The organism is Marinobacter sp. M-5 (assembly GCF_032911545.1).
Taxonomy (GTDB): Bacteria; Pseudomonadota; Gammaproteobacteria; order Pseudomonadales; family Oleiphilaceae; genus Marinobacter; species Marinobacter goseongensis.
In genome coordinates, this window is the sequence record NZ_JAWJEK010000004.1 from 1 (window position 1) to 21,988 (window position 21,988).

The 21,988-nt window shown below is 57.6% G+C and carries 16 protein-coding genes, 5 tRNA genes and 1 rRNA gene; all 22 read left to right on the forward strand.

Annotated elements, in window-relative coordinates:
• A 5S ribosomal RNA gene (gene rrf / locus R0125_RS15265) occupies nucleotides 1-103 on the forward strand; the annotation flags it as partial.
• Between the two features lie 319 nt (nucleotides 104-422).
• Nucleotides 423-1,535, forward strand: a complete 1,113-nt coding sequence (locus R0125_RS15270) for a hypothetical protein (protein ID WP_317238729.1) — start codon at nucleotides 423-425, stop codon at nucleotides 1,533-1,535.
• The gene (locus R0125_RS15275) at nucleotides 1,535-2,617 is read left to right on the forward strand and encodes a hypothetical protein (protein WP_317238730.1); all 1,083 of its coding nucleotides are present in this window, start codon (nucleotides 1,535-1,537) and stop codon (nucleotides 2,615-2,617) included. Before R0125_RS15270 ends, R0125_RS15275 begins: the two co-directional genes overlap by 1 nt.
• Complete coding sequence (locus R0125_RS15280; protein ID WP_410797713.1) at nucleotides 2,614-3,165, forward strand: DUF6160 family protein; 552 nt, start codon at nucleotides 2,614-2,616, stop codon at nucleotides 3,163-3,165. Before R0125_RS15275 ends, R0125_RS15280 begins: the two co-directional genes overlap by 4 nt.
• 9 nt (nucleotides 3,166-3,174) lie before the next feature.
• A complete protein-coding gene (locus R0125_RS15285; protein WP_317238731.1) occupies nucleotides 3,175-5,571 on the forward strand; it encodes a DUF6160 family protein in 2,397 nt (798 codons plus the stop codon).
• A gap of 120 nt (nucleotides 5,572-5,691) precedes the next feature.
• On the forward strand, nucleotides 5,692-6,660 hold the full coding sequence (locus R0125_RS15290; RefSeq protein ID WP_248183640.1) for a biotin--[acetyl-CoA-carboxylase] ligase: 969 nt from the start codon (nucleotides 5,692-5,694) through the stop codon (nucleotides 6,658-6,660).
• Nucleotides 6,657-7,391, forward strand: a complete 735-nt coding sequence (locus tag R0125_RS15295) for a type III pantothenate kinase (protein ID WP_248183641.1) — start codon at nucleotides 6,657-6,659, stop codon at nucleotides 7,389-7,391. Before R0125_RS15290 ends, R0125_RS15295 begins: the two co-directional genes overlap by 4 nt.
• A complete protein-coding gene (locus R0125_RS15300) occupies nucleotides 7,388-8,095 on the forward strand; it encodes a hypothetical protein (protein ID WP_317238732.1) in 708 nt (235 codons plus the stop codon). The genes R0125_RS15295 and R0125_RS15300 overlap by 4 nt, the downstream gene beginning before the upstream one ends.
• A gap of 31 nt (nucleotides 8,096-8,126) precedes the next feature.
• Nucleotides 8,127-8,202: transfer RNA gene (locus tag R0125_RS15305), tRNA-Thr, on the forward strand.
• Nucleotides 8,203-8,240: 38 nt separating this feature from the next.
• Nucleotides 8,241-8,325: transfer RNA gene (locus tag R0125_RS15310), tRNA-Tyr, on the forward strand.
• A gap of 10 nt (nucleotides 8,326-8,335) precedes the next feature.
• Nucleotides 8,336-8,410, forward strand: a tRNA-Gly gene (locus R0125_RS15315).
• A 16-nt stretch (nucleotides 8,411-8,426) separates the two neighbouring features.
• Nucleotides 8,427-8,502 (forward strand) — tRNA-Thr (locus R0125_RS15320).
• A 51-nt stretch (nucleotides 8,503-8,553) separates the two neighbouring features.
• Complete coding sequence (gene tuf / locus R0125_RS15325; RefSeq protein ID WP_248183643.1) at nucleotides 8,554-9,750, forward strand: elongation factor Tu; 1,197 nt, start codon at nucleotides 8,554-8,556, stop codon at nucleotides 9,748-9,750.
• 42 nt (nucleotides 9,751-9,792) lie between these two features.
• Nucleotides 9,793-9,868, forward strand: a tRNA-Trp gene (locus R0125_RS15330).
• A gap of 33 nt (nucleotides 9,869-9,901) precedes the next feature.
• On the forward strand, nucleotides 9,902-10,270 hold the full coding sequence (gene secE, locus R0125_RS15335; protein WP_317238733.1) for a preprotein translocase subunit SecE: 369 nt from the start codon (nucleotides 9,902-9,904) through the stop codon (nucleotides 10,268-10,270).
• A gap of 12 nt (nucleotides 10,271-10,282) precedes the next feature.
• Nucleotides 10,283-10,816, forward strand: a complete 534-nt coding sequence (gene nusG, locus R0125_RS15340) for a transcription termination/antitermination protein NusG (RefSeq protein ID WP_248183646.1) — start codon at nucleotides 10,283-10,285, stop codon at nucleotides 10,814-10,816.
• A gap of 118 nt (nucleotides 10,817-10,934) precedes the next feature.
• Complete coding sequence (rplK, locus tag R0125_RS15345) at nucleotides 10,935-11,366, forward strand: 50S ribosomal protein L11 (protein ID WP_012139849.1); 432 nt, start codon at nucleotides 10,935-10,937, stop codon at nucleotides 11,364-11,366.
• Nucleotide 11,367: 1 nt separating this feature from the next.
• Nucleotides 11,368-12,066 (forward strand): 50S ribosomal protein L1, encoded by a 699-nt coding sequence (gene rplA, locus R0125_RS15350; protein ID WP_248183647.1) that lies wholly within the window; start codon nucleotides 11,368-11,370, stop codon nucleotides 12,064-12,066.
• A 211-nt stretch (nucleotides 12,067-12,277) separates the two neighbouring features.
• Nucleotides 12,278-12,808 (forward strand): 50S ribosomal protein L10, encoded by a 531-nt coding sequence (rplJ, locus tag R0125_RS15355; protein ID WP_248183648.1) that lies wholly within the window; start codon nucleotides 12,278-12,280, stop codon nucleotides 12,806-12,808.
• A gap of 40 nt (nucleotides 12,809-12,848) precedes the next feature.
• Nucleotides 12,849-13,223 carry a 50S ribosomal protein L7/L12 gene (gene rplL, locus R0125_RS15360; RefSeq protein ID WP_213478402.1) on the forward strand — a complete coding sequence of 125 codons (375 nt, stop codon included), beginning with the start codon at nucleotides 12,849-12,851 and terminating at the stop codon, nucleotides 13,221-13,223.
• 242 nt (nucleotides 13,224-13,465) lie between these two features.
• Nucleotides 13,466-17,542, forward strand: a complete 4,077-nt coding sequence (gene rpoB, locus R0125_RS15365) for a DNA-directed RNA polymerase subunit beta (RefSeq protein WP_317238734.1) — start codon at nucleotides 13,466-13,468, stop codon at nucleotides 17,540-17,542.
• A 79-nt stretch (nucleotides 17,543-17,621) separates the two neighbouring features.
• Complete coding sequence (gene rpoC / locus R0125_RS15370; protein ID WP_248183651.1) at nucleotides 17,622-21,836, forward strand: DNA-directed RNA polymerase subunit beta'; 4,215 nt, start codon at nucleotides 17,622-17,624, stop codon at nucleotides 21,834-21,836.
• Nucleotides 21,837-21,988 lie beyond the last annotated feature (152 nt).

The following is a 21,988-nucleotide window of genomic DNA, read 5'->3' on the forward strand; positions in this document are numbered from 1 at the left end:
TAGCGGTCTGGAACCACCTGATCCCATCCCGAACTCAGAAGTGAAACAGACCAGCGCCGATGGTAGTGTGGTTCGCCCATGTGAGAGTAGGTCATCGTCAGGCTCTTAATACCCAAACCCCAGTATCTTTGATGCTGGGGTTTTTTATTGCCTCAAAGAAATGCACCGAACGTTGTCATTCTATGACGCCGCGCACAGTGACATTGTGTAAACAAAGATAAACTTCTGTACACAAACTGGCCAAAACACGATAAGAGCCAGACTCAGAGACGCTCATCAGTCATCTTTTAATCCGCCGCACAAGATCAACAATGCGGCCGTCGTGAGATGTGGCCATGAGTCAAAAAATGTCATCGTTTGTGCTCCTGTCGGTACTGGCCTCGGGAGTATGTGCTGAGTTGCGCCCCATTTCGGAAGAAGCTATGTCCGAAGTGACCGGTCAGGCTTTTCTTTCCGTTGACCGGGATTATCATCCCGACCCCGCCAATACAACGTCGTACACCCGCATCAACCTGGGTATGGAGATCGACGTTCAGACCAATGTTGATGTGCTCGAGCTCGGTCGTTATGAGCGTGAAGGCGAGCGACCCGGTTCTTCGGACGTATTGATCGAAGACTTCGCCCTTGGCTACATCAATAATCAGGCGTACTTCGATAAAAACCCCAAGGCTGCCCGTCAGGTCAAGTCCGATGGTAGTCTCTACGATGAGGGGGAAATCGTGCCTTTCCAGATCATCGACCCATTTTTTGAGTTCGCTTTTGACGAGGCCACCAACGAAGTAGTCGGTGTCCGGCTCGGGTTTGGTGAAGCCATGGGTGTGTTGTCGGGCAGTATTCAGAGCCTTACCGGCAACGTGAATATCGACATTATCGATACCGGTCAGGGGCTACGGGAAGCGGAAAACAGCACCGGTGGTTTTTTCGACCAACTGGTTCAGCTGTTGACGCCTGTATTGGCCGGTGGCAGTCCGCTGATCACCAAGGCGCAACTGGTCCAGGGCCCCGATGCACCGAACGCCGGAGAGCTTGATCCGATAAGAGCGGAATTCGTGGGCGTGCCCAACGGGGAATCGTTCGTTCTGGAAGATGTCAACGGCGCCGTTGCGGGGATCATCGATTTCATTTCACCCACGCTCAGTTCCGAGCTGTACACCACCAATTGCTCCGGGTTTCTTTTCGGTTCCTGCGATGTGGTGGTGGTTGCCCGGGATTGCGAGGTGCTGGGTATTGAAGCCTGCTTTTCCCTGGACCAGTACAGCAGTTTCCCGGTGGGTGAGCTAGAAAGCGACGGCAGCGGGGGGCGTCGTATTGTTGCTCCGAAGACCGGCGCTTTCATTTCGTTTCAGACCAAAGACCTTGAATGGCTGACCGATGTGAAGAACACCAGCGCGACACCGGAGGATTTTATCCGCGCAACCTCCGGCGCGTTTTTCAATATCCCCAATGGCGCCGTCGAGGTCAACCTGGCGGAGGCGCTGAACGGCACGGTCCGTTACCGCACCGAGTACATCGACCGTGGTAAGGGTCTGTTCTGATGGCCGCCTTCAAGACAGTGAAGACGTTTGGTGGCCCAGGTCCGTTGGCCGTGGCCTTCGTGTCGGCGTTGATGTGTTCATCCCTTGCCCATACGGAGCTCCGGGGTCTGAGTGAGGCTGAGCTGTCTGATATCGAGGGGGCGGGCATTGGTGTCGTGCTGGAGGACTTCAAATTTTCCCACGGCACGGATCAGCCGGGGCCTGATGGAGAGCAGGCGCGGATCTTCCGGATCGGTGGCATCAAGAGCACGGATGGCCGCGACGTGGATATTACGGTCAACCACCTCTATATCTCTGGCAGTGGCAGCGACTACGGTCAGAATCTCAGTCCGGTGAACCTTGGTCGGCTGATCAACCCCTACCGCATCGATGTGGTGGACGGTAATGCCATCGGCGTGCCGGACAAGGCCGTTCTCGAATTCGCGGCTCCGGCGTTGGTGAATCCGGGGCAGGGTTATGACTGCCTGAGCTCCAACGCGGTGACCGGTTCAGGTACCTGTGCCAGCCGGCCAAAAAGCGACGACTTCGTAGGTGAACGCCCGGACATCGGCCTGCAAATGAACCTTGCCGTGGGCGAGGACCGCTCTGCAAACATCAATATCCACGCTGCCAGCGCCGTGATTGACGGCAGCTATCTGCGGCTGTGGGGCGATAACGAACGGCGCCAGATGGTCGGCCAGTTCAGGCTGAATTTCTACTCGCCGGAAGTGTCGATCAATGCCTGCGAGTTGGATGGCAGTGAGTGTGGTTCCCGTATTCTGCTCCGGGATTTTATTCTGGAGCTGGCCATCGGTAACGAACTCCAGCCGGTGTTCTTTGATGTAGACGGTACCGGTAATTTCGTCATTGAGGTGGCGTCAATCCGTCGGCCAGGGTTCGGAGAGATCGGAGCTGACGGGCAGCGGGCGAGCAGTAATCCTGAAGCCTGGGATTTCTATGAGGATTACTACACCAATCCCGAGTACCGCAGCAATCTGTTCATCGGCAACTTCAGTGTCGGCGATCGGGATTTCGGCTCTGCGCGGGTGGAGGGCATGTTGATACAGCACCTGGAAATTCGGACGAGGGACCTGGCGCCATGATTGCCAAGAGGCTTTCTCAGCAGATCCTGGCGGCCTGTGGCGTTGTGCTGGTGTCCGCAGCCAGCGCCGAGATGACCCGCCTGGACGACCAGAGTCTGTCGGCTGTGTCGGGCCAGGGGGGTATCTACCTGTCCGGTGACATCAGTATTAACGAACTGGGTGGTCCCGTGGACAACAGCTATTTCGGTCGCTGTGAGGAGGCTAACAAAAAATGCGGCGCCCGCTTCGCCTATCAGCTTAAAGAAAACGGTGGCTGGATGGTACTCGACGACATCCGCGGAAATTTTGCCTTCGAAGGGCTGACATTGCGGGTCCGAACCATCGATTCCGGTTTCGGAGGCGATGGCGAATTGTTTGATCGGGATGTGCTGGAGCTGGGCCTACCGGACGTGGTCCGTTTCAACGATGTCCGCTTCAAGATCGCGGCCAGCAGTACGCCTCGCCCTACCGATCCGGGGTTTCAGCAAACCGACATCTTTTCGGTGCAGATGCGGGGCGACGTGATCATGGAAGGCAACTTGCTCGTGTTCCCCGAAGGCAATCCGTAGGAGATCAAAATGACTGAACGTTACCGGATCACCGGAGGCCTGGCGCTGGCTGGGTGGGCAGTGCTGCAGGCTGCGCCTGTCGTCGCCGATATGCAGCGCCTGGATGACAGCGTCTTGTCTGATATCAGTGGCCAGAGCGGTCTTACCCTGGAAATGGATCTGCAGATGACAGCGGACCGCTTGTCCTATTTCGACGACGGCGAAGGTATTCATCTTGAGGGGTTTCGGGTGGGTTCGGCAACCGATCCGGACGGCCAGGCTTTTCATCTGGTCAAGGTCGACATCCGTGACGATGCCGCACTGAATCTGGGTTATCTGGTGGAGGACCGGAGAATCGAGTTTGGTGACATTCGCCTTGCCGGTGCGCCGGGCCTCAGCATGGGCGGTTTGTTCTTCGATCACACACTGGCCGGCAGTCTGACCATCCGCCCCGGAGGCGCAATGGGTGGTGCCGGCTATACCTTTGATTCCGCGTATACCATGACCGGTGGCCGCCTCGGGTACCGCACCAATGGCAATGAAGTGTTTCTGGACGACATCACGCTCGATGTCGAGGCGTTGGGGGTCACCCTGGACGTGGTCGGCAGCGCGCTCGAGCTGGATGCGCCCCGGGTGACCGGTTCCTTTGCTGTGGGCGCTATTCGCTACAGCAACAATCCGCTCAACCACGGTAACAGCCGGGATGTCACCACCGGCTTGGAGCTGCCCAGCTACGGCGGCCTCAGTGGCGCATTCGATCTCAGCAGCCGCACCTCGCTCCGTAGTGGCGGGCGGCAGGGGCAGGGCTTGCGGATCGATCATGAGGCCACCATCAACAGTGCGCACTTCCTGTATGTGGATGACGGCAACGCGCTGGCGCTGCGGGATATCACCGGACACTACCGGATCGAGGATCTTCGTCTGGACGTTACCGACGACTGGCACGGCCGGTCCGCGCTAGGTCTCACGCTTGGTTCGGCCGACGGCGAGTTCAATATTGGTGCCGTGGAGCTGGGGGCCAGCGGGCGCAGCCTGGGTGCTGTCAATGTGAGTTTCCTTCTGGAGGACCAGGTGTTCAACGGGCGCAACTACACCAACGCCATCTACCTGCAGGGTGGTGGCCACCCTGACGCCGGTGAGCAAGGCCTGCGTCTGGCCACCGAATGGAGTTTGCGTCTTGCGGATCTCAGTTATACCGAAGATGGCAACAGGGTGATCTTCAGTGGTTTGCAATCCTGGGGCCGGGGTGATGTGACGATCAATGTCACCAAGGACGAGGTGCGGAACGGCACGCGCTTTTTCGATGGCCTGCGTATCGGATTTGAGGGCATTGAAGCGGGATACCGGATCAACGGGCTCCGGGTCGGTGACGACGATGCGCCACTGCAGGGTGGCACCGAGTTGTTGCTGGCGCTGGGGTTTTACCCGGCGTATGACTTTACCCTGAATGGCCATGTCACTCTCGGGGCCGGAGGCGCCAGCGGTGACGGTATTACCATCAATTCCGATATCCGGATCCGTAACGGACGCGCGGCGTTGATTGCCGGCCCGTATGATGACGGTGCTGGCGAAATGCCCCAGAAGGGGGTATGGCTGACCGACCTGAGCTTTGACGCCCATATCCGGGATATGACCGTTGACGTGACGGAAGAGGGGCTGGCCATGGTCACAGCGGAAAGCTGGAGCACGATGGATGTGGGTAATCTTCGATTGGGGGACAAGCTCTCCGGCGCAAGCTTCGGCCGGTTCATTGCCCAGAAGTATGAGGCGGGGAGCAGTATGACGATCATGCCCGGAGGTGCCGGTGATGTGTGCGCCGGCGGCACCGGGGCAACTGCAGATGCCTGCAGCGCATCCGGTGGTATCTGGGAGCGCCGTGGCGAAGAAGGTGTGACCATCAAACTGAAGCAGATCCTCGCCCGCGCCGCGGATGAAAACCGGAAAAATTCCTTTGCCTGGGAAACCAACCGGCAGCTGGGTAGTGACGGGCGGCCGGTCAACGGAACCGGAACCCGGCTCGAGCTGAATGACATCTACACCAGTGACGGCGGTGACTTCGATAATGACGGGGTGGACGACAACACGTTCGGGATTCGTACCGATCTGTCAGTGGATGTGTACCAGACCAGAGTCGTTAAAAAGACGGATGGCCCCGATTCTCTCGGGGTGTCCGGCGCGCGGGGTGATGAGAAAATTATGGATGCCTCAGCCGCGGCCGGGTACCGTTACGAATCGGCACCCTCAGACGCCGATCTGGAAAACCGGCCACTGGGCTTTGCCGTTCGTGCGCAGAGCCGGTTCAAGGAGTTGTCCATCAACAACATTGACCTTGTGCACCCGGTTGGCGGCGCGCAAACAGTCGTTTATGGCGTCAAGATGCAGAATTTTGATATCAAGGCCAACCTGACTGCGACGCCTATCCCCTGAGCTCGCGTCAGGCCCTTCAGGTCGGCAGGGTGGTCCCGCTCGTGGCTGCCCCGCTTTGTCTTTTCTGTTCTCCTGTTGTTTAATCCCGCTCTGGTTCTTTCAACATTCAGGCGTTATCCCATGAAATCCCGAGCTCTGATAGGTCTATTGGCGGATGGCAAGGTGCATTCCGGGGAATCCCTTGCCTCCAGTCTCTGTATCAGTCGCACCGCGATCTGGAAGCAGGTCAAACGGGCGATCGAGGAGGGCTATGATATCGACACCATCCGGGGGAAGGGCTATCGGCTGACCACCCCTGTGGATCTGCTCGATCGTGAAGCGATCCTCAAAGAGATGCCTGAGTCGACACGGCGCCGTGTACAGCTGGATGTTCTCGATGAGGTGGATTCCACCAACGCCGAAGTCGTCCGGCTTCGCCCGGGCTCCGGCTCGGCCATCATTCCGGTCTGTATTGCGGATTTCCAGACGGCGGGCCGCGGACGTCGGGGGCGTGCCTGGCAAAGTCCGAGGGGCGAGAATCTCTATCTGAGCCTCGGTCTGACCTTCCGTGGTGGCTTTTCCATGCTGGATGGTCTGAGCCTGGTGCTCGGGGTAGCGGTCGCAGAGGCGCTGGAGGCCGCCGGAGTAGCGCAGGTGGGGCTCAAGTGGCCCAACGATCTGTTTCTTGGGCGCGGCAAAATCGCGGGCATACTCGTTGAGTTGCAGGGTGAGCTGGAGGAAGGGGTCGTTCAGGTTGTCGCCGGCATCGGTCTCAACGTGCACATGCGGCAGGCGGGAGCGGTAGATCAGGCGTGGGACAGTCTTTCAATTGCCGCGCCAGAGGGGCGGTGGTCCCGTAACGACCTCTCGTCCCGTCTCATCGCTTCCTTGATTTCGGCCGCCGATCAGTTTGCCGCGGAGGGCTTCGGAACTTTCCGCACACGGTGGCAGGCGCGGGATATCTTTGCCGATCAGTGGTTGTCGGCAAGTCAGGGCAACCTCTCCGGCCTGGGGCGGGGCATCGATGAGTCCGGAAATTACCTGCTGCAGACCGATCAGACGGTGGTACCGGTTCGTGCCGGGGAAATCAGCCTGCGGGTAGCCTCGTGAGGTTGCTGGTGGATGCCGGGAATACCCGGGTGAAATGGCAGTTGCGCAACGGCGACGCGATCGTGCGCCAGGGTGTCGGTGAATTAGGCCCGGCATTGTTTGATGATCTTGCCAGCCTGGATTCATCAATCAGCGGTGTTGCCGTATCCACGGTAGTGTCCGAGCAAAAGCGCAGTGAGCTGGCGCAAGTGCTGGCCCGTCATCTTGCGGTGCCGCCACAGTTCTACTGGGCTGAGGCCGAGCGTGACGGACTGGTTAATGCGTACGCCACTCCGGGCCGAATGGGAGCCGACCGTTGGCATGGCATGTACGGTGCCTGGAAAGACCTGGCCAGCGGTTTCGCTGTCATCGACGCCGGTAGTGCCGTCACCGTCGATTACGTCAACGACCGCGGCCAGCATCTGGGCGGCTATATCCTGCCGGGTCGCGGAATGATGCTGCGCAGCCTCAAGAACGACGCCGCCAGAATCGGCTTCGAGGACCATGAGGTCAGCGCCGGCGATCCCGGTGCGTCCACCACCGAGTGTGTACATCACGGCTTGTTTTGGCTGTGGCAGGCCATGGCCTCCCGGATTCACCGGGACTGCGACACCAACGGCATCAACACCATTCTGGTCACCGGCGGCGATGCGGCCGGCATTCAGGCCGCTGGCTTGCAGGGAGATCTGGCCGGGGATCTGGTGCTAGCGGGGCTTGCTGCCATTGATGCTGAGGAGCAGGCCGCCTCATGAAGTGGTTTGCGTTTCTGTTGGTGCTGGTCAACGTTGCCGTGTGGTATTCCGCGACATCGCCGGTCCCGGCCGGGGCTCCGCCGGTCCCCCTCGGCGAGGGAACCCTGCCGCGGGTATCGACACTGAAAACGGTCGGCGAGCCTGAACAGGCCGCCGTACCGGCGGACCCTGACCCATCGACGGAGCCGGTGGCGCTGGGCGCGCCGCCAGTGCCTGACATGTACTGTGCGCGAATTGGCTGGTTCGACAGCGAGGAGGATGCACGCGCAGCGGGTCAGGCATTGAGTCTTGACGGAAGCGACCCGGTCGTTGAGCGTCAGGAGCGGGAGCTGGCACCCCTGCACTGGGTGTTGATCCCGCCCCAGTCCCCGGAACTGGCCCGGGCGGAGTTCCGTGCGATCCAGCGGCGGGGCATTGATTCCTACCTGGTCACCGAAGGGGAGAACCGTTTCGCCATCTCCCTGGGCTTGTTCGAGTCCAGAACCTCCGCAATTTCCGTGCTGGAGGAAAAAAAGCGTCAGAATCTCAATGCAATACTGGCCATCTTCCCCCGAAATCAGATAAGCTACGCCCTCGTTTTTGAAGCCGGTCCACTTCAGGGTTCTGAGGCGGTCCGGGCGGCAGAATCGGATTATCAGAGGAATTTCGATCTAGTCGAAATCGGGCGCTGTGAAGGTGTTGCAACGCCAGATAAAAATCCGTAGTATACCGCCCTCGCTGACGAGGCGAATGTGAGCTGGCGTAGCTCAGTTGGTAGAGCAGCTGACTTGTAATCAGCAGGTCGGGGGTTCGATTCCGTCCGCCAGCTCCACTTAAGTTTTGCCGGATTCGCGTAAGCGGGTTCGACTCGGAGGGGTTCCCGAGTGGCCAAAGGGATCAGACTGTAAATCTGACGGCATCGCCTTCGCAGGTTCGAATCCTGCCCCCTCCACCACTAATTGCTCGCGGGCATCGTATAGTGGCTATTACCTCAGCCTTCCAAGCTGATGACGCGGGTTCGATTCCCGCTGCCCGCTCCAATTTGGTTTTTGAAATGCTCATGTAGCTCAGTCGGTAGAGCACATCCTTGGTAAGGATGAGGTCACCGGTTCAATTCCGGTCATGAGCTCCACTATTTGTCCGGTCAACGTTACGATCCAGGTTGATTAGGGAGATTGGTCGAATGTCTAAGTCTAAGTTTGAACGTAGTAAGCCGCACTTGAACGTGGGCACCATCGGTCACGTAGACCATGGTAAAACCACTCTGACCGCAGCCCTGACCCGTGTATGTCACGAAGTATGGGGCACCGGCGAGAGCCGTGCGTTCGACCAGATCGATAACGCACCGGAAGAGCGTGCGCGTGGTATCACCATCGCGACCTCTCACGTTGAGTACGATTCACCGACTCGCCACTACGCCCACGTAGACTGCCCGGGCCACGCTGACTATGTGAAGAACATGATCACTGGTGCGGCGCAGATGGACGGCGCGATTCTGGTGTGTTCCGCAGCTGACGGCCCCATGCCGCAGACTCGTGAGCACATCCTGCTGTCTCGTCAGGTAGGCGTTCCTTTCATCGTTGTGTTCCTGAACAAAGCGGACATGGTAGACGATGAAGAGCTGCTGGAGCTGGTTGAGATGGAAGTTCGTGATCTGCTGAGCCAGTACGACTTCCCGGGTGACGACACTCCGATCATCACCGGTTCTGCGCTGATGGCGCTGGAAGGCAAAGACGACAACGAAATGGGTACTACCGCTGTGAAGAAGCTGGTAGAGGCCCTGGACGACTACATCCCTGAGCCGGAGCGTGCTATCGATCAGCCGTTCCTGATGCCGATCGAGGACGTATTCTCCATCTCGGGTCGTGGTACTGTTGTGACCGGTCGTGTTGAGCGTGGTGTTGTAAAAGTTGGTGAAGAGATCGAGATTGTTGGTATCAAGGATACCGTCAAAACGACCTGCACCGGCGTTGAGATGTTCCGCAAGCTGCTGGACGAAGGTCGTGCCGGTGAGAACGTAGGTGTTCTGCTGCGTGGTACCAAGCGTGACGACGTTGAGCGTGGTCAGGTTTTGTGCAAGCCGGGAACCATCAAGCCGCACACCAAGTTCGAGTGTGAAGTGTACGTACTGTCCAAAGAAGAAGGCGGCCGTCATACTCCGTTCTTCAAGGGCTACCGTCCGCAGTTCTACTTCCGTACCACCGACGTAACCGGTTCTTGCGAACTGCCGGAAGGTGTGGAAATGGTAATGCCGGGTGACAACGTCAAGATGAGTGTTACCCTGATCGCTCCGATCGCCATGGAAGATGGTCTGCGCTTCGCGATTCGCGAAGGTGGCCGTACCGTTGGTGCCGGCGTGGTCTCCAAGATCATCGAGTAACTTTCGGGTTACTCTTTGTGTTGCGCTGAGTTGTTTCGGTGCAGGCCAGTAGCTCAATTGGCAGAGCAGCGGTCTCCAAAACCGCAGGTTGGGGGTTCGATTCCCTCCTGGCCTGCCATTTTTTAACATCCGGATACATAAGCTGATTCCTATGGAGTCAAAAGCCGTTCAGTCGACCAGCCGTTTCGATACTGTGAAGTGGCTGGTTGTTTTCGTTCTGATTGCCATCGGTGTGGTGGGAAATCAGTATTTTAATGCCGAGTCACTGCTGTATCGTGTTCTGGCTCTCGTGGCTCTTGCGTTGGTGGCGGCTTTCGTTGCGCTGCAGACTGACCGTGGCCGTCGCTTTGCGGCGCTGCTCAAGGAAGCACGTGTTGAGATCCGGAAGGTCGTATGGCCCACGAGGCCCGAGCTGATTCAGACCACCGTTATTGTGGTGGTGTTTGTATTGGTCGTGGCGCTGTTGTTGTGGGGAATGGATTCGCTGATCAGCTTGCTGGTCGCCGGATTTATCGGTTAACAGGAGTGGGCAATGGCTAAGCGCTGGTACGTCGTTCATGCGTATTCTGGCTTCGAAAAGCACGTAATGCGCACTCTGAAAGAGCGCATTGCTCTTGAGGGCATGGAAGACAGCTTCGGTGAGATTCTGGTTCCGACCGAAGAAGTTGTCGAAATGCGTGATGGCAAAAAGCGTAAGAGCGAGCGCAAGTTCTATCCCGGTTATGTGCTTGTTCAGATGGATCTGGAGGACGCTACCTGGCACCTGGTGAAGAATACGCCCAGGGTGCTTGGTTTTATTGGCGGCACCAAGGACAAGCCTGCGCCGATCACTGAGCGTGAGGCCGAGGCCATTCTGCGCCGCGTTGAGAGCGGTGCGGACAAGCCCAAGCCCAAGACGTTGTTCGAGCCGGGTGAAGTGGTTCGTGTGGTTGAAGGCCCGTTTGCGGACTTCAACGGTGTGGTAGAAGAGGTCGACTACGACAAGAGTCGGGTCAAGGTTGCGGTTCTGATTTTCGGTCGTTCAACTCCGGTAGAGCTGGAGTTTGGACAGGTCGAGAAAGACTAGGTCGCAAACCGAGAGCTGAGAGCTCGCGCGCTTAGGCGACGCGGGCTTTTTGTGTCTGCTTTTGGCAGTTGTAAAAACCGGGGAGCCGAAAGGCGCTTGAACCCACAGGAGATTTATCATGGCAAAGAAGATCGAAGCGTACATCAAGCTTCAGGTTGCTGCCGGTAAGGCCAACCCGAGCCCCCCCGTTGGTCCTGCACTGGGTCAGCGCGGCGTAAATATCATGGAATTCTGCAAGGCGTTCAACGCCCAGACCCAGGACATGGAGCCGGGGCTGCCGATTCCTACGGTCATCACTGTTTACAGTGATCGCAGCTTCACCTTTATCACCAAGACTCCGCCTGCACCGGTTCTGCTGAAGAAGGCAGCTGGCATCAAGAGCGGTTCCGGTCGTCCGAACACCGATAAAGTCGGTACCGTGACCCGTGAGCAGCTCGAAGAGATTGCCAAAACCAAAGAGCCGGATCTCACTGCAGCCGATATGGATGCAGCGGTTCGTACCATTGCAGGAACAGCCCGCAGTATGGGCCTGAATGTGGAGGGCCTGTAAGATGGCAAAGCTGAGCAAGCGTCAGAAGCTTATTCGTGAAAAAGTTGATGCCACCCGTGCCTACTCTGTAGACGAAGCGGTTGCCCTGCTGGTCGAGTTGGGCCAGAGCGTCAAGTTCCAAGAATCCGTAGACGTTGCCGTCAACCTGGGCGTGGATGCACGTAAATCCGACCAGGTTGTTCGTAGCAGCACCGTACTTCCCCACGGCACTGGCAAGACCGTGCGTGTGGCGGTATTCACCCAGGGCGCTAACGCCGAGAAAGCGACTGCCGCCGGCGCTGACATCGTCGGTATGGATGACCTGGCTGACGAAGTGAAAAAAGGCAACATGGATTTTGACGTGGTCATCGCCACGCCGGACGCCATGCGTGTTGTTGGTCAGCTGGGCCAGATTCTCGGTCCCCGCGGCCTGATGCCGAACCCGAAAGTCGGTACCGTGACCCCGGACGTTGAGACTGCGGTCAAGAACGCCAAGGCGGGTCAGGTTCGGTACCGTACTGACAAGAACGGCATCATCCACGCGCCGCTGGGTAATGTTGAATTCTCTGCCGAGAACATCAAGGAAAACCTTGAAGCGCTCGTGGCAGATCTGAAAAAGGCCAAGCCGTCATCGGCGAAAGGTGTGTATCTCAAAAAGATCACCGTTTCGTCAACGATGGGTCCTGGTCTGACTATCGATCAGAGCGGTCTGAACATCTGATCCTCTGAGCGGTAGTTACTTTGTAGTCTGGGCGGAAGCCAAGGCTGTCAAAGACCGCAGGCCCCTGAGGTCATCTGGCCGAAAGGGTTAAAGCAACGCCTGCGCAGACGGTGTGAAGACGTTCTCTCTGAACCCAAACACCGTTAAGGCGCCCGCAAGGGCAATGATGGGTTTGCCGGGAATACCCCCGGCGAAATCGAGGAGAAATCCAGTGGCAATTAGACTCGAAGACAAGAAAGCGATCGTCGCTGAAGTCAACGAGACTGCCGGTGGTGCTCTGTCTGTGGTTCTGGCTGACTACCGTGGTGTGACCTCTGGTGACATGACGGCTCTTCGTGCCAAGGCTCGTGCCGAAAACGTGCGTCTGAAGGTTGTTCGTAACAACCTGGCAAAGATCGCGATTCGTGGCACCGAGTTCGAGTGCATTGATGAAGTTCTGGTTGGCCCGACCATTCTGGCATTCTCAATGGAAGATCCGGGAGCGGCTGCGCGCCTGCTGAAGGATTTTGCCAAAGAGAAAGAGGCATTTGAGATCAAAGGCCTGGCCGTCGGCGGTGAGCTGATGGGTGCAGACCAGATTGATCGCCTTGCCAAGCTGCCAACGCGTCACGAAGCGTTGACAATGCTGGCTGCTGTAACACAGGCACCGATCACCAAGCTGGCACGTACACTGAACGAAGTTCCTTCGAAAGTGACTCGTGCTGTAGCGGCAGTTCGCGACCAGAAGCAAGAAGCTGCTTGATTCTGTTGAACACCATTTTTTATATTTTTGGGAGAAAGTCATGGCTCTGTCTAACGAAGACATTTTGAACGCAATTGCAGAAATGAGCGTAATGGACGTTGTTGCGCTGGTTGAAGCAATGGAAGAGAAGTTCGGCGTATCTGCGGCTGCCGCCGTTGCCGCTGCTCCTGCAGCTGCTGCTGCCGGTGAAGCTGCTGAAGAGCAGACCGAATTCGACGTTGTTCTTACCGGTCCTGGTGAGAAGAAAGTAAACGTTATCAAGGCCGTTCGTGAACTGACTGGCCTGGGTCTGAAAGAAGCGAAAGAAATGGTTGACGGTGCTCCTTCTACCATCAAGGAAGCTGCGAGCAAAGCTGACGCTGAAGAAGCCAAGAAGAAGCTTGAGGAAGCAGGCGCTTCTGTTGAGCTTAAGTAAGAGTCGGCTGTTGATCGAAACCGTGCGCTGAGCACGGGTAGGCTGGTGGCTTTATGCCACCGGCCTTTTTCTGTTGTATATGCTATAGAGTCTGGTGTGCAATTACAGGTTGATGTCAGTTTCTATAACCTACAGCCAGAGTCTTGTTCAAGACGGCGCAGTATGCCGAGCAATTCGGCCCCGAAGCAGAACAATGGTTGCTTCTTGATACCAGGTATCAGGTCTAAAGCTGGGGAATGCAGATGACTTACTCCTACACTGAGAAAAAGCGGATTCGCAAAGATTTTAGTAAATTGCCTTCCGTGATGGACGTCCCCTATTTGCTGTCTATTCAGCTGGATTCGTTCCGGGACTTCCTCCAAATGGAAGCCGCACCTGAAGATCGCCGGGAAACCGGTCTTCACGCAGCATTCAAATCCGTATTCCCGATTGTCAGTTACTCTGGCAACGCCGCGCTCGAATACGTGAGTTACCGTATCGGTGAGCCGGTATTTGATGTCAAGGAATGCCAGCTTAGGGGCGTAACCTACGCAGCACCGCTGCGCGTTAAAGTCCGCCTTATCATTTACGATAAGGAATCGTCCAACAAGGCGATCAAGGACATCAAAGAGCAGGAAGTCTACATGGGCGAAATGCCCCTGATGACGGAGAACGGTACCTTTGTTATTAACGGTACCGAGCGAGTAATCGTCTCCCAGCTCCACCGTTCACCTGGTGTGTTCTTCGACCACGACAAGGGCAAGACCCACTCATCCGGCAAGCTGCTGTATTCGGCTCGGGTGATTCCTTACCGTGGCTCCTGGCTGGATTTCGAGTTCGATCCGAAGGACAGCGTGTTCGTTCGTATCGACCGTCGTCGGAAACTGCCGGCGTCCATTCTTTTGCGCGCGCTGGGATACACCTCCGAGCAGATGCTGGAGATGTTTTTCGAGACCAGTAAGTTCGCGGTTGGCGCCGAAGTGTGCAAGCTGGAGCTGGTTCCCAGCCGGCTGCGTGGTGACATCGCTACCTTCGATATCAAGGACGGCAAAGGCGAGCTGATCGTTGAAGAAGGCCGCCGGATCACTGCTCGTCACATTAAGCAGCTCGAAAAAGCCAAGATCAACGAACTGGAAGTGCCGACCGAATACCTGTACGGCCGCGTTCTGGCCCGGGACATGATCGACACCAAGTCCGGGGAAGTGCTGGTCGAGGCCAACAGTGAGCTGACGGAAGAGATCGTCACCAAGATCCTGGATTCCGGTGTTACCGAGATTGAAACTCTGTACACCAACGATCTGGACTGCGGACCGTTCATGTCCGACACCCTGCGCATTGATCCCACCCGCACTCCGTTGGAGGCGCTGGTGGAAATCTATCGCATGATGCGCCCGGGTGAGCCGCCAACGAAAGAATCTGCGGAGAACCTGTTCAACAACCTGTTCTTCTCCGAGGAGCGTTACGATCTGTCTGCGGTCGGTCGCATGAAGCTGAACCGTCGTCTGCGTCGCGAAGAAAGCACCGGCGAAGGTACGCTGACCCATGACGACATTATCGACGTCCTCAAAACGCTGATCGATATCCGTAATGGTCAGGGTCAGGTCGACGACATCGATAACCTGGGTAACCGTCGTGTCCGCTGTGTCGGCGAGATGGCAGAAAACCAGTTCCGTGTTGGACTGGTTCGGGTTGAGCGTGCTGTTCGTGAGCGTCTGAGTCTGGCCGAGAGCGAAGGCCTGATGCCGCAGGATCTGATCAACGCCAAGCCGGTTGCGGCGGCGGTGAAGGAATTCTTCGGTTCCAGCCAGCTGTCCCAGTTTATGGACCAGAACAACCCGCTGTCCGAGGTCACTCACAAGCGCCGCATTTCGGCTCTTGGGCCTGGCGGTCTGACCCGTGAGCGTGCCGGCTTCGAAGTCCGTGACGTGCACCCGACCCACTATGGCCGTGTATGCCCGATCGAGACGCCGGAAGGCCCGAACATTGGTTTGATCAACTCGCTGGCGACCTATGCCCGGTCCAATTCCTACGGCTTCCTTGAGAGCCCGTACCGGAAGGTGATCGACGGTCTGGTCACTGACGACGTGGTCTACCTGTCGGCGATTGAGGAAAGCAATTACATTATCGCCCAGGCCAGCGCGGCCATGGACGATAACAAGCGTCTGACTGACGAGCTGGTAACGGTTCGCCATCAGAACGAGTTTACGGTGACGCCGCCAGAAAACGTTAACTTTATGGACGTGTCGCCGCGCCAGGTTGTTTCGGTTGCGGCATCGCTGATTCCGTTCCTTGAGCACGACGACGCCAACCGCGCCCTGATGGGTTCGAACATGCAGCGTCAGGCGGTGCCTACCCTGCGATCACAGGTGCCGTTGGTCGGTACCGGTGTTGAGCGGACCGTGGCCCAGGACTCCGGCGTCTGTGTGACTGCTCGTCGTGGTGGTGTGATTGAAAGTGTCGATGCGGCCAGGGTGGTTGTGCGTGTTAATGACGCGGAAACCGAGGCCGGTGATGCTGGTGTGGATATCTACAACCTCACCAAGTACACCCGGTCGAACCAGAACACCTGTATCAACCAGCGTTCAATTGTGCGCCAGGATGATACGGTCGCCCGTGGTGACGTTCTGGCTGACGGTCCGTCGGTGGATCTCGGTGAGCTGGCCCTTGGCCAGAACATGCGTATCGCCTTCATGCCGTGGAACGGTTACAACTTTGAAGACTCCATTCTCATCTCCGAGAAAGTGGTTCAGGAAGATCGCCTGACCACCATCCACATTCAGGAACTGACCTGTGTGGCTCGGGACACCAAGCTCGGCAGCGAAGAAATCACCGCAGATATTCCGAACGTTGGTGAGAGTGCGCTGTCCAAGCTGGATGAGTCCGGTATTGTCTACATCGGTGCCGAAGTGGGCCCCGGCGACATTCTGGTGGGCAAGGTAACGCCGAAAGGCGAAACCCAGCTGACACCGGAAGAGAAGCTGCTGCGTGCGATCTTCGGTGAAAAAGCGTCGGATGTGAAAGACACATCCTCCCGCGTGCCGACCGGCACCCGCGGAACGGTCATTGACGTACAAGTCTTTACCCGTGACGGTATCGAGAAGGATCAGCGCGCCCAGGCCATCGAGAAAGAGCAGCTGGATCAGTACCGTAAGGACCTCAAAGACGAGTACCGTATCGTCGAAGGTGCCACCTATGAGCGTCTGACCAATGCCCTGAACGGGCAGGAGGTGATCAGCGGTCCGGGACTGAAGAAAGGCGCCAAGCTGGACGAAAGCTATCTGGCCGAGCTGCCGAAGGCTGACTGGTTCAAGCTTCGCATGAAAGACGAAAGCCTGAACGAGCTGCTTGAGAAATCCGAGCAGGGTCTTGAAGATCGCAAGAAAGAGCACGAAGCGCGCTTTGATGACAAGAAAGGCAAGCTTCAGCAGGGCGATGACCTGGCTCCGGGCGTTCTCAAGATCGTCAAGGTTTACCTCGCGATCAAGCGTCGTATCCAGCCGGGTGACAAGATGGCCGGTCGTCATGGTAACAAGGGTGTTATCTCGGCGGTCATGCCGATTGAGGATATGCCTTACGACGACAACGGTACCACCGTGGATATCGTGCTGAACCCGCTGGGTGTTCCGTCGCGGATGAACGTTGGTCAGGTACTGGAGACCCATCTGGGTGCTGCAGCCAAGGGTCTGGGTGAGCGGATCAGCCAGATGCTGGATGAGCAGCGCAAGGTCGCTGAGTTGCGCAAGCTGCTGGACGAGATCTACAACCACTCTGACGAAGTCACCAAGGTGGATCTGGACTCGTTTACCGATAAGGAAATCCTGGATCTGGCTGGCAATCTTCGCTCCGGCGTACCCATGGCAACGCCGGTATTCGACGGTGCCAAGGAAGCCGAGGTGAAGCGCATGCTTGAGCTGGCTGGCCTGAACACCACGGGGCAGACCAAGTTGTACGATGGCCGCACCGGCGATGCATTTGATCGTCCGGTCACCGTTGGCTATATGTACATTCTCAAGCTGAACCACCTGATCGACGACAAGATGCACGCTCGTTCCACCGGTTCGTACAGCCTGGTTACCCAGCAGCCGCTGGGTGGTAAGGCGCAGTTCGGTGGTCAGCGCTTCGGTGAGATGGAAGTGTGGGCTCTGGAAGCCTACGGTGCGGCGTATACGCTGCAGGAAATGCTTACCGTCAAGTCTGATGATGTAAACGGTCGGACCAAGATGTACAAGAACATTGTCGATGGCGATCATCGCATGGAGCCGGGCATGCCCGAATCCTTCAACGTTCTTGTCAAGGAAATCCGCTCGCTGGGTATCGACATCGAGCTGGAATCCGACTGAGCCGAATTGTTTTTGGCAGCGTGAGCGGGTCGCCCTACGGGCGCCCGCCCGAGAATAACGCCATCCGGAGCTTTTACTGATGAAAGATTTGCTGAATCTTCTCAAGAGCCAGAATCAAAGCAAGGAATTTGATGCCATCCGTATCGGGCTGGCATCTCCCGACATGATTCGGTCATGGTCTTTTGGCGAAGTCAAAAAGCCTGAGACTATCAACTACCGTACCTTCAAGCCTGAGCGCGACGGTCTGTTCTGCGCCAAGATTTTTGGCCCGATCAAGGACTACGAATGCCTGTGCGGCAAGTACAAGCGCCTGAAGCATCGCGGTGTAATCTGTGAAAAGTGCGGCGTCGAAGTCGCGCTGGCCAGCGTGCGCCGTGAGCGCATGGGCCACATTGAACTGGCGAGCCCGGTGGCGCACATCTGGTTCCTCAAGTCGCTGCCGTCCCGTATCGGTCTGATGCTCGACATGACACTGCGCGATATCGAGCGGGTGTTGTATTTTGAGTCGTTCATTGTGATCGACCCGGGCATGACCACCCTCGAAAAGGGTCAGTTGCTGAACGACGAACAGTACTATGAGGCTCTGGAAGAGTTCGGTGACGAGTTCGACGCCCGCATGGGTGCCGAAGCGGTCAAAGAGCTTCTTGAAGGCATCGATCTGCAGGCCGAAGTGGATTCGCTGCGTGAAGAAATTCCGCAGACCAACTCGGAAACCAAGATCAAGAAATTCAGCAAGCGTCTGAAGATTCTTGAGGCTTTCCTGTACTCCGGCAACAAGCCGGGCGACATGGTGATGACCGTACTGCCGGTTCTGCCGCCAGATCTGCGTCCGCTGGTTCCGCTGGACGGTGGTCGCTTTGCCACCTCGGATCTGAACGATCTGTACCGTCGGGTGATCAACCGCAACAACCGTCTCAAGCGCCTGCTGGAGCTGAATGCCCCGGACATCATCGTGCGCAACGAGAAGCGCATGCTGCAGGAAGCTGTAGACGCGCTGCTGGACAACGGCCGTCGCGGTCGTGCCATCACCGGTACCAACAAGCGCCCGCTGAAGTCCCTGGCTGACATGATCAAGGGTAAGCAGGGTCGATTCCGTCAGAACCTGCTGGGTAAGCGGGTCGACTACTCCGGCCGTTCGGTCATCGTGGTCGGGCCTTACCTGCGCCTGCATCAGTGCGGTCTGCCCAAGAAGATGGCGCTGGAGCTGTTCAAGCCGTTTATTTTCTCCAAGCTGGAGCATCGCGGTCTGGCGACCACGATCAAGGCGGCCAAGAAGATGGTCGAGCGCGAGGAAGGCGTGGTCTGGGATATCCTGGACGAAGTCATTCGTGAGCACCCGATCATGTTGAACCGGGCGCCGACGCTGCACCGTCTCGGTATTCAGGCCTTCGAGCCGGTACTGATCGAAGGCAAGGCCATCCAGCTGCACCCGCTGGTGTGTGCGGCGTACAACGCCGACTTTGACGGTGACCAGATGGCGGTCCACGTACCGCTGACCCTGGAAGCCCAGCTCGAAGCCCGTGCTTTGATGATGTCCACCAACAACGTGCTGTCGCCCGCCAACGGCGAGCCCATCATCGTGCCGTCCCAGGACGTGGTCCTGGGTCTGTACTACATGACCCGTGAGCGCAAGAGCGCCCTCGGTGAAGGCATGGTGTTTGCGGATGTCAAAGAGGCGCATCGTGCTTATGGCGCCGGCAAGGTGGATCTTCAGGCCATCGTCAAGGTGCGCGTGAAGGAAGTAACCATCCACGAGAGTGGCGAGCGCACCGAGGCGTACAAGATTGTCGACACCACGGTTGGCCGCGCGCTGCTGTTTGATATCGTGCCGGACGGTCTGTCGTTTGACCTGGTCAACAAGCCGATGGTCAAGAAGGCGATCTCCAACCTGATCAACACCTGCTACCGTGATGCCGGTCTGAAAGACACCGTGATCTTTGCGGATCAGCTGATGTACATGGGGTATCACTACGCCACGGTTTCCGGCATCTCTATCGGTTTCAACGATTTCGAGATCCCGCCGGAGAAGTACGAGCTGGTGGATGCTGCCTCGGACGAAGTGAAGGATATCGAAACCCAGTATGCGTCCGGTCTGCTGACTCAGGGCGAGAAGTACAACAAGGTTATCGACATCTGGTCCCGTGCCAACGACAAGGTCTCCAAAGCCATGATGGAGCGCCTGTCAAAAGAGCAGGTGATTGGTCCTGATGGCAAGCCGGTCAAGGGTGAGGACGGCGAATACGAGATGCAGGAGTCGTTCAACTCCGTGTACATGATGGCTGATTCCGGCGCCCGGGGTTCCGCGGCCCAGATTCGTCAGCTCGCCGGTATGCGTGGCCTGATGGCCAAGCCGGATGGCTCCATCATTGAAACGCCGATTACTGCGAACTTCCGTGAGGGTCTGAACGTACTCCAGTACTTCATCTCCACCCACGGTGCTCGTAAAGGTCTGGCGGATACCGCACTGAAGACCGCGAACTCCGGTTACCTGACCCGTCGTCTGGTTGACGTGTCCCAGGATCTGGTCGTGACCGAGGAAGACTGTGGTACCGACGAAGGCCTGCTGATGACGCCGCACATCGAAGGCGGCGACGTGGTTGTGCCGCTGGGCGATCGCGTGCTGGGTCGTGTAACGGCGCGTGCCGCCTTTACCCCGACCGACAAAGACAACGCCGTTGTTGAGTCCGGCACGTTGCTCGACGAGAAGACGGTCGAAACACTGGAGCGTGCCGGTGTCGATGAAGTCTGGGTGCGCTCCGCGATCACCTGTGAGACCCGCCACGGCATCTGTTCCAAGTGTTACGGCCGGGATCTGGCCCGTGGCCACCGAGTCAACGTGGGTGAGGCCGTCGGGGTTATCGCGGCCCAGTCCATCGGCGAGCCGGGTACCCAGCTCACCATGCGTACCTTCCACATTGGTGGTGCTGCCAGCCGGGCCTCTGCGGTGGACAACATTCAGGTCAAGCACGGTGGTACTGTCCGCCTGCACAACCTGAAGTCCATCGAGAAGACCGACGGTTCCCTGGTGGTCATCTCCCGCTCCTCTGCACTGGCTGTTGCCGATGATCAGGGTCGTGAGCGCGAGTGGTACAAGCTGCCATACGGTGCGGTGCTGTCCGTCAAGCACGGTGACGCGGTGGAAGCGGGTGTCGTGGTTGCCAAGTGGGATCCCCACACGCACCCGATCATCGCCGAAGCCAGTGGTACCGCGAAGTTCGTCAACATGGATCAGGGCATCACCGTCCGCACCCAGACTGACGAGCTGACCGGCCTGTCCACGATGGAAGTGATCGACTCCAAAGAGCGGCCGGCGGCCGGCAAGGACATCCGTCCTGCCATTCAGCTGTTGGACGCGAAGGGCGACGATGTCGAGCTGCCTGCTGGCGGCACGGCGATCTTCTTCCTGCCGGCTAATGCCCTGGTCACCATGGCAAACGGTGCAAACGTCGAGCTTGGTGATGTGGTAGCGCGTATTCCGCAGGAAAGCTCGAAGACCCGCGACATCACTGGTGGTCTGCCCCGTGTTGCCGACCTGTTCGAGGCACGTCGTCCGAAAGAGTCGTCCATCCTGGCGGAGATCAGCGGTACCGTCTCCTTCGGTAAGGAAACCAAAGGCAAGAAGCGTCTGGTGATTACACCGAAAGATGCGGACGCCTATGAGGTTCTGATCCCGAAGCATCGCCAGATGAACGTGTTCGAAGGCGAAACGGTTGAGAAGGGTGAGGTGATTTCCGACGGTCCGTCCAACCCGCACGACATTCTGCGTCTGCTGGGCGTGGTCGAGCTGGCCAAGTACATCACCAACGAAATCCAGGACGTTTACCGTCTGCAGGGCGTTGTCATCAACGATAAACACATCGAAGTTATCGTTCGTCAAATGCTGCGTAAAGTGGAAATCAGCGATCCGGGTGATACCACGCTGCTGTCCGGTGACCAGGTAGAGATTACCCAGGTTCTGGAAGAAAACGAGAAGGCCAACACCGCAGACAAGGAGCCGGCACGGTTCGAGCGCCTGTTGTTGGGTATTACCAAGGCGTCCCTGGCAACCGAGTCGTTCATTTCGGCGGCATCGTTCCAGGAAACCACCCGGGTACTCACCGAAGGTGCCGTTACTGGCAAGCGCGACTACCTGCGGGGCCTGAAAGAAAACGTTGTGGTTGGTCGACTGATTCCTGCGGGTACCGGTCTGGCTTATCACAGCGCGCGTCGCCGCAAGCGTGACCTGGAAGAGCAGGGCGTGACTGCAGCCGATGTGGAAGAAGCTCTGAGCGCCGAACTCAACCGCGAAAGCTGAGTTGGGTGAGCACCAACCGCCGGTAGTTACCTATGCCGCGGGTGGTTAAAAAGAGATCAGTCATCTTGACTGTGCAGGGGCGCAGGCTTAAACTTGCGTCCCTTAAATTTTGCCCCCAGCTTCTGGGGGCAAGTTTCATTGATACGGTTTTT